This is a genomic window from Listeria immobilis, assembly GCF_014322765.1.
Taxonomy (GTDB): Bacteria; Bacillota; Bacilli; order Lactobacillales; family Listeriaceae; genus Listeria; species Listeria immobilis.
The window spans coordinates 89,495-101,950 of the sequence record NZ_JAASTZ010000012.1; the positions used below are offsets into that span (position 1 = coordinate 89,495).

12 protein-coding genes and 1 rRNA gene are annotated in these 12,456 nt (G+C 38.2%); all 13 read right to left on the bottom strand.

What is annotated here, in order from left to right; all coding sequences use genetic code 11:
• Positions 1-25: 25 nt before the first annotated feature.
• Entirely contained in the window at positions 26-1,555 is a 1,530-nt protein-coding gene (gene purH / locus HCJ50_RS10380; protein ID WP_185347280.1) for a bifunctional phosphoribosylaminoimidazolecarboxamide formyltransferase/IMP cyclohydrolase, read from the bottom strand.
• Positions 1,556-1,560: 5 nt separating this feature from the next.
• The gene (gene purN, locus HCJ50_RS10385; RefSeq protein ID WP_185347282.1) at positions 1,561-2,127 is read right to left on the bottom strand and encodes a phosphoribosylglycinamide formyltransferase; all 567 of its coding nucleotides are present in this window, start codon (positions 2,125-2,127) and stop codon (positions 1,561-1,563) included.
• Entirely contained in the window at positions 2,124-3,173 is a 1,050-nt protein-coding gene (purM, locus tag HCJ50_RS10390) for a phosphoribosylformylglycinamidine cyclo-ligase (RefSeq protein WP_185347284.1), read from the bottom strand. The genes purN and purM overlap by 4 nt, the downstream gene beginning before the upstream one ends.
• Before the next feature lie 18 nt (positions 3,174-3,191).
• A complete protein-coding gene (gene purF, locus HCJ50_RS10395; RefSeq protein ID WP_185347286.1) occupies positions 3,192-4,619 on the bottom strand; it encodes an amidophosphoribosyltransferase in 1,428 nt (475 codons plus the stop codon).
• A complete protein-coding gene (purL, locus tag HCJ50_RS10400) occupies positions 4,604-6,823 on the bottom strand; it encodes a phosphoribosylformylglycinamidine synthase subunit PurL (protein WP_185347288.1) in 2,220 nt (739 codons plus the stop codon). The genes purF and purL overlap by 16 nt, the downstream gene beginning before the upstream one ends.
• Positions 6,816-7,499 carry a phosphoribosylformylglycinamidine synthase subunit PurQ gene (purQ, locus tag HCJ50_RS10405; protein WP_185347290.1) on the bottom strand — a complete coding sequence of 228 codons (684 nt, stop codon included), beginning with the start codon at positions 7,497-7,499 and terminating at the stop codon, positions 6,816-6,818. The genes purL and purQ overlap by 8 nt, the downstream gene beginning before the upstream one ends.
• 3 nt (positions 7,500-7,502) lie before the next feature.
• Positions 7,503-7,748: a phosphoribosylformylglycinamidine synthase subunit PurS gene (gene purS, locus HCJ50_RS10410; RefSeq protein WP_185347292.1), complete on the bottom strand. Its 246-nt coding sequence runs from the start codon at positions 7,746-7,748 to the stop codon at positions 7,503-7,505.
• A gap of 11 nt (positions 7,749-7,759) precedes the next feature.
• Positions 7,760-8,473, bottom strand: coding sequence for a phosphoribosylaminoimidazolesuccinocarboxamide synthase (gene purC / locus HCJ50_RS10415; RefSeq protein ID WP_185347294.1), 714 nt, complete (start codon positions 8,471-8,473; stop codon positions 7,760-7,762).
• A gap of 80 nt (positions 8,474-8,553) precedes the next feature.
• Positions 8,554-9,846, bottom strand: a complete 1,293-nt coding sequence (gene purB, locus HCJ50_RS10420) for an adenylosuccinate lyase (RefSeq protein WP_185347296.1) — start codon at positions 9,844-9,846, stop codon at positions 8,554-8,556.
• Positions 9,847-9,864: 18 nt separating this feature from the next.
• On the bottom strand, positions 9,865-10,989 hold the full coding sequence (purK, locus tag HCJ50_RS10425; RefSeq protein ID WP_185347298.1) for a 5-(carboxyamino)imidazole ribonucleotide synthase: 1,125 nt from the start codon (positions 10,987-10,989) through the stop codon (positions 9,865-9,867).
• Entirely contained in the window at positions 10,982-11,470 is a 489-nt protein-coding gene (gene purE, locus HCJ50_RS10430) for a 5-(carboxyamino)imidazole ribonucleotide mutase (protein WP_185347309.1), read from the bottom strand. The genes purK and purE overlap by 8 nt, the downstream gene beginning before the upstream one ends.
• 247 nt (positions 11,471-11,717) lie before the next feature.
• On the bottom strand, positions 11,718-12,242 hold the full coding sequence (locus HCJ50_RS10435) for a DUF2179 domain-containing protein (protein WP_185347300.1): 525 nt from the start codon (positions 12,240-12,242) through the stop codon (positions 11,718-11,720).
• 141 nt (positions 12,243-12,383) lie between these two features.
• Positions 12,384-12,456, bottom strand: a 5S ribosomal RNA gene (rrf, locus tag HCJ50_RS16130); the annotation flags it as partial.

Here is a 12,456-nt window from a genome sequence, read left to right on the forward strand (position 1 = left end):
TAACTACACGTCCTTTGTTTGAGGATTAATGTTTAAAATGGCGTACATGGGTTATAACCATAGAAATACCATATTTATTTGCCATGGCTATGGAATCTTTATCTTTAATGGATCCACCAGGTTGGATGATTGCTGTAATTCCCGCTTTTGCCGCAGCTTCCACTGTATCATCCATTGGGAAAAAGGCATCTGATGCAAGTACGGCTCCTGTCGCTTTTTCACCAGCTTGCTCTAGTGCAATAAGAGCCGAACCAATTCGATTCATCTGTCCAGCGCCAATCCCAAGTGTTTGTTTATCTGTACCAACAACAATCGCATTGGACTTCACATGTTTCACAATTTTCCACTGAGCAAGTAGAGCTTTCATTTCTGTTTCGGATGGTTGTTTTTCTGTTACGACTTCATAGCTAGCTGTATCTTCTACCAGAGAATCGCTCGCTTGAATAAGAAGTCCACCATTTACTGATGTTTTCTCGAAACCTACCACTAAACCTGCAAACGGAACAGTCAGTAAGCGAATATTTTTCTTTTTCGCTAAAATGGCAAAAGCTTCTTCTGAAAAACTTGGTGCAATAATTATTTCTAAAAATATATGGCTCATATGTTCTGCTGTTTTCACGTCTACTTCTTTATTTAAAGCAACAATACCACCAAAGATAGAGGTTTCATCCGCTTCATAGGCTTTTAAATAGGCTTCTTCAATATTTTCGCCAACACCAACGCCGCATGGGTTCATATGTTTTACTGCAACCGCAACTGGTTCTGTAAACTCACTCGCAATTTTAAGCGCTGCATCCGCATCACGAATATTGTTGTAAGATAGCTCTTTGCCATGCAATTGTTTAGCTGTACTTATAGAATTTATTGTAGTGCGAGGTTCTGTATAAAAAGCTGCATCTTGATGAGGATTTTCACCGTAACGCAAAGCTTGTTTTCGATTGTAAGTTAATGTCACTTTTTCTGGGAAAGTTTCTCCAGTAATATCAGTTAAGTATTCAGCAATAAGCGCATCATAAGCCGCTGTATGCCTAAATACTTTAGCTGCTAGGCGTTGTCTTGTTTCAAAAGTAGTTGTGTCGTGTTCTTTTAGTTCCGTAAGTATTGTATCATAATCATTTGTATCAACTACTACCGTCACTGCCGCATAATTTTTGGCAGCAGATCGTAACATCGAGGGGCCACCAATATCAATATTTTCAATCGCTTCTTCTAATGTAACACCTGGTTTTTGAATTGTTTCTTGGAAAGGATATAAATTCACGACAACTAAATCAATTGGCTTGATGTCATGTGCTGCAATAGCTTCCATATGTTCCGCTGTATCACGTCTTGCAAGTAAACCTCCATGAATTGCGGGATGAAGTGTTTTTACTCGACCATCAAGCATTTCTGGAAATTTTGTTACTTCTTCTATTCCTGTCACTGGTATGCCAGCTTGTTCAAATGCAGCTTTTGTTCCACCAGTTGAAATAATTTCTACACCAAGTTCTACTAATTTTTCTGCAAATGGCACGACGCCGTTTTTATCTGATACACTAATAAGCGCTCTTTTCATGATAATTAATCGTTCCCTCCATTTTGAATTAACCCGCGAATCACTTTTGGATAAAAAACATGTTCTTTTTGATGGATTTTTTCAGCTAAAGTATCCACAGTATCTGCTTCATTAACCGCTACTTTCACCTGATCAATTATTGGTCCTGTATCCATTCCAGCATCTACAAAATGCGCTGTGACACCTGTTTCTAAAACATTCGCCCGAATTGCTTGACCAATCGCATCTTTCCCTTTGAAGGCAGGTAGTAAAGATGGATGTAAATTAACGATTTGCTCCGGGAATTCTGCAAGTACCGTTGGACCAATCAGGCGCATATATCCTGCAAGCACTAATAAATCGATTTCCAGTCCACGTAGTTCTAATAAAATTTCCGTTTCAAAAGCTTCCTTATCTGGATAATTTTTCGCTTCAAAAAGGAAAACCGGAATATGTTCCTTATTCGCGCGTTCTATAACATAGGCATTTGGTTTATCACATACGAGTAACTTCACATGGGGTTTAATGAGTTCATCATCCACTAACGCTTGAAAATTCGAACCGTTTCCCGAAGCAAAAATCGCTATATTCATCCTCTAGCGCCTCCTACAAAAACAACTGCATCCTTATCACGTGTTGTAACCTCCCCAATAACATAAGCAGCTTCACCGTTTTGGACAAGGATTTCTAATGTTTTTTCGACATCGGCATTCTCAACTGCTAACACCATACCAATACCCATATTGAAAATTTCATACATTTCAAGCGCATCTAAATTACCATACTTTTTCATTACGTCGAAAATTGGAAGAACCGGCCATGATCCAAGCTCCACTTTCACTGCTAACTCTTTCGTTAACATCCGTGGTAAATTCTCTACAAATCCGCCACCAGTCACATGTGTAATTCCGTGAACCGCTACTTCTTTTAACACTTCTAAAACTGGCTTCACATAGATGCGTGTTGGTTTAAGAAGTTCTTCCGCAAGTGGTACGTCAAGTTCAGTAAGCTCAGCATTTAGTGTAAAATCATTATCTTTAAAGAAAATTTTCCGAACGAGGGAATAACCATTACTATGAATTCCGCTAGATGGAATACCGATGAGTGTGTCACCTGCTTTGACTGCACCCTCTGTAATTAATTTCTGCTTCTCAACAGCGCCAACTGTAAATCCAGCTAAATCATAATCGTCTGCTTCATACATATCAGGCATCTCAGCAGTTTCTCCACCAATTAAAGCCGCTCCCGCTTGTTCACAGCCATCTGCCACACCTTTAACAATTTGTTCCATTTTAACAGGATCGGTTTTTCCTGTTGCAATATAATCCAAGAAAAATAATGGCTCGGCGCCTTGAGCTAAAATGTCATTAACACACATTGCCACACAGTCAATCCCAATCGTATCATGCTTATCTGCTTCAATAGCCAAAAGTAATTTTGTTCCAACGCCATCCGTACCAGAAACTAGGACAGGCTCTTTTAAATTTAAACTACTTAAGTCAAACATCCCACCGAAAGAACCAAGCGCTCCCATTGCACCTATTCTTTCCGTTCTAGCAACATGTTTTTTGATGCGTTCTACAACTTGATAGCCAGCTTCAACGTCCACGCCTGCTTTACTATATGCATTTTCTGCCATTCGATTTGTCACTCCTCATTATTTTTCTGCTTCTAAGCTCGCTAAATATTCTGCTTCATAATCGTATAAAGGGGTTGGATAATCTCCGTTAAAATACGCCATACAAAGTCCGCCATATGGTTCATTTGGATACGGTTTACCAATGGATTCTACTAGCCCTTCCTCACTCAAATACTCTAAAGAATCTGCGCCAATAATTCGGCAAATTTCATCCACAGAATAATTTGATGCGATTAACTCATTCCGTGTTTGAATATCAATGCCATAAAAACAAGGATAAGCAAGTGGCGGTGAAGCAATTCTCACATGAACTTCTGCTGCTCCTGCTTCTCGTAAAAGCTGCACAATTCTTTTACTCGTCGTTCCGCGCACAATGGAATCATCAATCATAACTACGCGCTTTCCTTCGACAACTCCCCGCACTGCAGAAAGTTTCATTCTAACCCCCTGCTCTCTAAGTTCTTGGGATGGTTGAATAAAAGTTCTTGCCACATATCTATTTTTAATTAGACCAAGTTCATAAGGGAGTCCAGCTTCTTCCGCATATCCAATCGCGGCAGAAATACTTGAATCCGGTACACCTGTGACAACATCTGCATCAATAAAAGCTTCTTTAGCTAATCTTTTCCCAGAACGTTTTCTAGCTGAGTGAACATTTATCCCAGCAATATTAGAATCTGGGCGGGCAAAATAAATATACTCCATACTACAAATGGAATGCGTCACGTTTTCTGTGAACTTTTCAATGCGAAGTCCGTCATTATCAATAATAATCAGTTCCCCAGGCTCCACATCACGCACAAATTCAGCACCAACTGTTTCGAAAGCACAAGTTTCTGAAGCAACAACATAAGAATCGCCAATTCGACCAATTGAAAGTGGTCGAAAGCCATTTGGATCAAGAGCGGCGTACATCGTATCTTCTGTTAAAAGCATATACGCAAAGCCACCTTTCACCTTGTTTAAAGCTACTTTTAAATCTTCTACAAAGTCTCCTGTATGACTACGTTTAATTAAATGTGCCAAAACTTCTGTATCCGAACTCGTTTGAAAAATCGCGCCCTCTTCCTCTAACTCACGGCGTAAACTTTTCGCATTAACTAAATTACCATTATGCGCAAGTGCTAAAGATGAACTATGAAAATGAAATAAAAATGGTTGTACATTCCCAAGGTTTTTTTGACCAGCTGTCGCATAACGAACATGACCGATTGCTGCCTTACCTTTTAACTCGTCAAGTTCCCCATGTTTAAACACATCTGCTAAAAGTCCTAAATTCCGGTGACCTTTTAACGTTTCTCCATCTGTTGAAACAATTCCGGCGCCTTCTTGCCCGCGATGTTGTAAACTATGCAACCCATAATAGGTGATTTCCGCTGCACTCGGATGATCCCAAATACCAAAAATACCACATTCTTCATTAAGTCCTTTTACTTCAGCAAGCATGGAATTGCCCCTTCCCAAATGGATCGTAAATCAGTTGTACTTGTTTTTACTAATTCTTCCTTATGTTTTATGCGAATTGTTTCATCTGCTGTTACTACACCAAGTCGATATACTTTTTCTAGTTCCATTAATTTAGCAAATGCTGCTTCGTTTTCTGGTTTAACCGATACTAAGAAACGTGATTGTGATTCACTAAAAAGTTGATTTAATGCAAAAGGTACTTCTACATCCGCACCAAGCCCAGCTTTAAAAGTCGCTTCCGCAAGTGCAACTGCAAATCCGCCCTCAGCCAAATCATGACTTGAAGCAACTAAGCCTTCACGAATTGCCGTTAACAGTAATTGTTGGTATTTCTTCTCTGTCATTAAGTTTAATTCTGGGGCACGTCCGCTAATTTTCCCTTGTTGTAATTTCTGTAATTCTGATCCACTATATTCGGGTTTTGTTTCACCAATTAAGAAAATGATATCGCCACTATTTTTAAAATCTTGTGTTGTAATATGCGCCAAGTCTTCTACTAAACCAACCATTCCAATTACTGGTGTTGGATAAATTCCCGTTCCATCTGTTTCGTTGTATAGCGAGACATTCCCAGAAATAACAGGCGTATCCAGCTCTAAACACGCAGCGCTAATGCCATCTGCCGCCTTTTCAATTTCCCAAAAAATTTCTGGTTTTTCTGGATTCCCAAAATTAAGTCCATCAGTAATCGCAAGTGGTTTTCCACCAGAACAAACAATATTACGCGCCGCCTCCGCAACCGCTATTGCTCCTCCCACTTCAGGATCAAGATATAAATAGCGCGAGTTACAATCCGTCGTCATCGCAATCGCTTTCTTTGTTCCACGTACACGCACAATTGCTGCATCCGATCCAGGTACAACCGCTGTATCCGTTCTAACTTGATAATCATACTGCTCATAAATATGTCTTTTACTTGCAATCGTTGGCTGAGCAAGTAACTCTTTCCAAACATCCACTATATCTTCAATAACCGGTTCAAATGCCTCTTCATCCTTAAAAGCTTGGTAACGAGCTGGCTCTTTAGAAGGCTTATGATAAACAGGTGCATCTTCTGCAAGTGCATCAACTGGTACATTAGCCACTACTTCCCCATGATGAATAATTTTATACATTTTATCATCAGTTACCTTGCCAATAACTACTGCCTCTAAGCCGTAACGATCAAATAATGCTTGAATTTCCTCCACATGTCCTTTTTTCACACATAGAAGCATTCTTTCTTGAGATTCAGAAAGTAACATTTCATATGGGGTCATATTTAATTCCCGTTGCGGAACATCATCCATAATTAATTCTAGCCCCGCACCAGCTTTTGATGCCATTTCTGAACTAGAGCTAACAAGACCAGCAGCCCCCATATCTTGAATTCCTACTAAAATATCTGAATGGTCACGAATCACATCTAAACAAGCCTCAAGTAACAATTTCTCCATAAAAGGATCCCCTACTTGTACGGCAGATCGTTGTTGTTCGCCTTCTTCGCTAAACTCTACAGAAGCAAAAGTAGCACCATGAATTCCATCACGACCTGTTTTAGCGCCGACATACATAACCGGGTTATCTATTCCTTTTGCTTGTCCTTTTTGAATATCTTTCGCTTCGATTAGGCCAACACACATCGCATTTACTAGTGGATTTTTTGTATAACAAGGGTCAAATTGGATTTCTCCACCAACAGTTGGAATCCCAATGGAATTACCATAACCAGCAATCCCAGCAACTACCTCACTTACCAAATATTTTGCGTGCGGTGTATCTAGTTCTCCAAAACGTAGCGAGTTAAGCATCGCAATTGGTCTAGCTCCCATGGAAAATACATCGCGAATAATTCCACCAACACCAGTTGCAGCTCCTTGATACGGCTCTACGTACGATGGGTGATTATGACTTTCGACTTTAAAAGCAACCCCTAAACCATCTCCAATATCCACAATCCCAGCACCTTCACCTGGACCTTGCAGCACTTGTTTTCCTTCTGTTGGAAATTTTCGCAAGACAGGTTTGGAGTTCTTATAACTGCAATGCTCAGACCACATAACAGAGAAAAGTCCTGTTTCTGTATAATTAGGCTCACGTCCAAGAATGGAACAAACAAGCTCATATTCACTATCTGTTAAACCCATTTCTTGATAAATTTTTTGCTCTTTGATTTCTTTTGTTGTTGGTTCCATATTAGGCATTTATGTGTTCCTCCTTCCAAGCTTTTACAACTGATTGGAAAAGTCTTAAACCATCTGTACCACCAATAATATCCTCTACTGCACGTTCTGGATGCGGCATCATCCCAAGTACATTTCCACGTTCATTTACAATACCAGCAATATCCGCACGACTTCCATTTGGATTTACGCTATCATACGTAAAAACAATTTGATTTTTTTCTTTTAATTTTAAAAGCGTTTCATCATCACAATAATAATTTCCTTCTCCGTGAGCAACAGGAACTTGAATAATTTCACCATCTTGATAAAGTCCTGTAAACATTGTATTCGCATTTGCAACACGAAGCGGTACCGTTTTACAAATGAAATGCAAATTATTATTTCGAATTAAAGCACCTGGTAATAAACCAATTTCTGTTAAAATTTGAAATCCGTTACACACTCCAAGCACCGGTTTCCCCATTTCAGCAAAGCGCAAAACTTCTGGCATAATACTCGAAAATTTTGCAATCGCACCAGTTCTTAGGTAATCTCCGTAAGAAAATCCACCTGGAAGTAGTACTGCATCAAAACCTGCAAGACTTGTTTCCGCATGCCATACATATTCCGCCTCCTCGCCAAGAGAATCACGAATCGCATGTAGCATATCAAGATCACAATTAGAACCTGGGAACTGAATGACAGCAAATTTCATCGTTTATGCCTCCTCGATTTCATATCGGTAATCTTCCATCACCGGATTTGTTAATAATTTATCGCACATTTCATTCAATACTTCATGAATATCTCTATCTGATTTCGCTACTTTTAATTCCATAAACTTACCAATACGAACATCTTCTACTTCCATATAACCCATACTTTTTGCTGCGTCCTTTACTGCAACTCCTTGTGGATCTAATACGCTTTTCTTTAAAGTGACATATACTTTGACATTATACATTTTGTGGCCTCCTAATTTTGAACTTGCTTTAATCTATTTAATACTTCTGTATATACATCTGTTAAATTGCCAATATTCCGACGAAAGACATCCTTATCAAGCTTTTGATTTGTTTCTTTATCCCAAAGTCTGCATGTATCTGGTGAAATCTCGTCTGCTAATAAGATTTTTCCATCTGCATCACGACCAAATTCTAATTTAAAATCAATCAGCGTAATATTCATTTGATTAAATAATGTTTGTAAAGTCTCGTTTATGGAACGAGCTGCATTACGAATTATTTCCATCTCACTAGTTGTCGCAATTTCTAAATATAATACATGATCATCATTAATAAATGGATCATCTAAAGCGTCCTCTTTATAATAAAATTCCACTATCGCATTTGGAATCTCTTCTCCTTCTTCTTTTCCAAGATGCTTTGCAAGACTACCTGCCATCACATTACGAACTACCACTTCAAGTGGAATAATTGATACTTCTTTTACCAACTGCTCCGTTTCCGAAATCGCCCGAATAAAGTGACTCGCAATCCCTGCTTCTGCTAAATAGGAAAAAATAAGCGAAGTAATTTGATTATTAAGTTCTCCTTTACCAGCAAATGATTCTTTGCGCACGCCATTTAACGCAGTCGCATCATCTTTATAAGCAACACGCAAGACTCCAGCTTCTTCTGTTTTAAAAAGTTGTTTTGCCTTACCTTCATACACCAGTTCATTAGTCACAATAATTTATCTCCTTATAAATTACTTAACCTCTTTGAAAAAACATATATCAAAGAGGTTAGGTTGTATTCTGTCCGTAATTATAATCCTAAGCGATCAAAAATTAAGTCGACATTCTTCAGGTGATAGTTGTAATCAAAGCAGTCAGCAATTTCTTCTGCAGAAAGGTTTTGTGTAATCACTTCATCTTGTTCTACTAATTCACGGAATGGTACTTGTTTTTCCCAAGCTTCCATTGCTCTTGGTTGCACGACATCATACGCCGCCTCACGAGCCAAACCTTTGTCAATTAATGCAAGCAAGACACGTTGGGAATAAATAAGTCCCAGCGTTCTATCCATATTGCGTTTCATATTTTCAGGGAATACTGTCAAGTTTTTCACAATATTACCAAAACGATTTAAAATATAATCAAGTAAAATAGTGGAATCCGGTAAAATGATCCGTTCTGCTGAGCTATGAGAAATATCACGCTCATGCCAAAGTGGTACATTTTCGTAAGCTGTAACCATATGTCCGCGAATAACGCGAGCTAACCCTGTTACATTCTCAGAACCAATTGGATTTCGTTTATGTGGCATGGCGGAAGAACCTTTTTGTCCTTTTGCAAAGAATTCTTCTACTTCACGCACTTCACTTTTTTGCAAAGCTCGTACTTCTACTGCAAATTTTTCCACAGAAGTCGCAATTAAAGCAAGTGTAGCAAGGTATTCTGCATGACGATCACGTTGCAATGTTTGCGTGGAAATTGGTGCAGGTGTTGTTCCTAATTTTTCGCATACATAGGCTTCCACAAAAGGATCAATATTCGCATATGTCCCTACCGCACCAGAAATTTTCCCAAATTCCACACCATCAGCAGCAAAATTAAATCGTTCTAAATTACGCTTCATTTCCTCATACCATAAAGCAAGTTTTAAACCAAATGTTGTAGGTTCCGCGTGAACACCATGCGTACGTCCCATTGTTACAGTATATTTATGTTCTTTCGCTTTTTCACCAATAATTGCAATGAAATTCTCCAAATCTTTTCGTAAAATCTCATTTGCTTGTTTTAATAAATAGGAGTTGGCTGTATCTACTACGTCTGTGGAAGTTAGTCCGTAATGAACCCATTTACGTTCCTCGCCAAGAGACTCAGAAACTGAACGAGTAAATGCTACCACATCATGTCTTGTTTCTAATTCAATCTCATGGATACGATCAACATCAAATTTAGCATTAGCACGAATTTTCTTCACATCTTCTTTTGGAATATCACCTAACTCAGCCCACGCCTCACAAGCTAAAATTTCTACTTCTAACCATGCTTGATAGCGGTTTTCTTCTGTCCAAATATTGCCCATTTCTTTACGAGTATAACGTTCTAACATCCTTTTAAACTCCTCCAATTAATTCCAAATTTGTGCTTTTTCTATATCTCTTAAGACCGCCTCTGGATTGCTTGTTAATATAGTAACGTGCCCCATTTTGCGATTTATTTTTGCTTCTTTTTTTCCATAATAGTGAACAAACCAGTGTGGATAATCCGCCATTTTTTCATTTACAGCATCCACATGTTGTCCTAAAATATTAATCATTAATGCTGGTTTTAGTAGTTCTGGTTTTAGTAAAGGCAAACCAACAATAGCACGGATATGTTGCGTGAATTGAGAAATGGAACTTGCTTCTATTGTATAATGCCCAGAATTATGTGGTCTAGGCGCAAGTTCATTAACATAAATCGCTCCCGACTTCGTAACAAACATTTCTACTGCCAATACACCGCATAATTGAAGAACATCTGCTAATTTTTTTGCAATTTCTTCTGCTTCTTCATGAACATCTGCCGAGACATTCGCTGGTGCAATTGTAGTATGCAAAATATTATTCTGATGAACATTTTCAGCCACCGGAAACGTCTCTACTTGACCATCTATTCCTCTTGCAACCATAATAGAGATTTCTTTTTCAAATGGAATCCACGCTTCTAATACACATGAGCCATAACGCAATAAACGTGCTGCCATTTCAATATCATTAGCATCTCGTAAAACAACTTGCCCTTTTCCATCATAACCGCCTTGTGCTGTTTTCAATACCGCTGGATAACCAATACTTTTAATTTCACGTTCAATTTCTTCTTTATCCACAATAATTGCATAAGGAGCAATATTGATATTAGCAGACTCTAAATAGGCTTTTTCTAAAATCCTGTCTTGCGTAATCGAAAGCAATTCCGACCCTTGTGGTACAGCGACTAAATCTTGCGTCATTTTCAAAGCATCATAGTCAATATTTTCAAATTCATATGTAACTACATCCGCTTTTTCTGCAAGATCTCTTAAAGAAACTTTATCATCATAGTCTGCAATAATTTGTTCATCACTTACTTGTGCAGCCGGACAATCTACAGTCGGATCTAGAACAATAATTCTATATCCCATCGCTTTAGCAGCTAGAGCCATCATGCGCCCTAATTGTCCACCACCAATGATACCTATCGTGCTATTTGCCAGTAAATATTTTTTATCCAAGAGAATCACTACTTTCTAGAACTATTTTCTCTAGTGTAGCACGTCTATTTTGCAATCTGTTAGTAATTGCCTCGTCTGTTACAGATAAAATTTGTGCTGCTAGAAGTCCAGCGTTTACAGCACCACTCTCACCGATTGCGACAGTAGCAACAGGAACTCCCCCAGGCATTTGTACAATGGACAATAAAGAATCCATTCCACTAAGCGCTTTTGATTTAATTGGCACACCAATAACAGGTAAAGTCGTTTTTGCTGCAACCATACCTGGCAAATGTGCTGCACCTCCAGCACCTGCAATAATAATTTTTAAACCACGTTCCCGCGCTTGTTCTGCATACTGAAACATTAAATCTGGTGTACGATGAGCTGAAACAACTTTTTTCTCATAAGTAATCTCTAATTCATCCAATATATCACATGCTTTTTTCATTGTATCCCAATCTGAGGTACTCCCCATGATGACACCAATTTCCGCAGGCATTACGTGATCAACTCCTTTATATCTCATTTCGACTCCTTCATTCTAACAATAGCATCACTAAAAGTCAATTAAAAAATCGAACATTTAAATGTTACATTTTATTAACGTTCGTGTTTTGTTGTAATTAAGGTTGTTTTTGCCATTTAAGTGCTTTTTTCACGAAAGAAAAGGTTGTACATAAAAAAGCACGCCTAAAATCCTAACCTAGAATTTCAAGCGTGCCAGCTCTATTTAAAATATTTATTGCTTACTTTCTAACTTGTTTTATCCAAAATCCACCATGAATCTGTTTTGGTTCAGAAGAGACTATAAAAGCTCCTCCATCAATCTCAATAATCTGTCTATATAATTTTTGCTCATTTTTCCTTTGGGTCAAAATTTCCAGCATCATTCGCTCTCCATCACGACCACTAGCGAGCCAACTAGTAACACCATAACCTAAATCTCGAATTTGATTAGGTAAGTCCAAATTATACTCTTTTGTAATAACATTTACTGTAATATATCCAAGTGCAATTCGCTCTTCAATTTTCATTCCAACGATAACCCCTACACCAAATCCAATTGCATAAGCCAATACATTCGCAATATTATTTAAATTATCCAACACTAAGCTGAGTGCAACTACATAAATAATCATCTCAAATACACTAGAAAGTGCCGCTAAATATCTATAACCTTTCATCGTAAGCAATAATCTTACTGTATAAATTGTCACATACAAAATATTCACAATAAAAATCGTAACCACTATAAACAAACTATTATCCACAAAATTACCTCCGACTAAAAAACTGCAGTAGAATTCCTATATGAAAGAATCTTTTACCAATATAACATTCAATCATACACCTTACAAAGAAAAACTTCTATCCAACAAAAAAAGCCCTAAATAATTAGGACTTTTTTAATTGCCCGGCAGCGACCTACTCTCGCAGGGGGAAGCCCCCAACTACCATTGGCGCAGAGAAGCTTAACTACCGTGT

Excerpts from the sequence above, each read along its gene's own strand:
- purN (WP_185347282.1), bottom strand. The coding sequence starts at position 2,127 with ATGAATATAGCGATTTTTGCTTCGGGAAACGGTTCGAATTTTCAAGCG.
- purE (WP_185347309.1), bottom strand. The coding sequence starts at position 11,470 with ATGCCTGCGGAAATTGGTGTCATCATGGGGAGTACCTCAGATTGGGAT.
- purQ (WP_185347290.1), bottom strand. The coding sequence starts at position 7,499 with ATGAAATTTGCTGTCATTCAGTTCCCAGGTTCTAATTGTGATCTTGAT.
- purM (WP_185347284.1), bottom strand. The coding sequence starts at position 3,173 with ATGGCAGAAAATGCATATAGTAAAGCAGGCGTGGACGTTGAAGCTGGC.
- purL (WP_185347288.1), bottom strand. The coding sequence starts at position 6,823 with ATGCCTAATATGGAACCAACAACAAAAGAAATCAAAGAGCAAAAAATT.
- purF (WP_185347286.1), bottom strand. The coding sequence starts at position 4,619 with ATGCTTGCTGAAGTAAAAGGACTTAATGAAGAATGTGGTATTTTTGGT.
- purB (WP_185347296.1), bottom strand. The coding sequence starts at position 9,846 with ATGTTAGAACGTTATACTCGTAAAGAAATGGGCAATATTTGGACAGAA.
- purH (WP_185347280.1), bottom strand. The coding sequence starts at position 1,555 with ATGAAAAGAGCGCTTATTAGTGTATCAGATAAAAACGGCGTCGTGCCA.
- purS (WP_185347292.1), bottom strand. The coding sequence starts at position 7,748 with ATGTATAATGTCAAAGTATATGTCACTTTAAAGAAAAGCGTATTAGAT.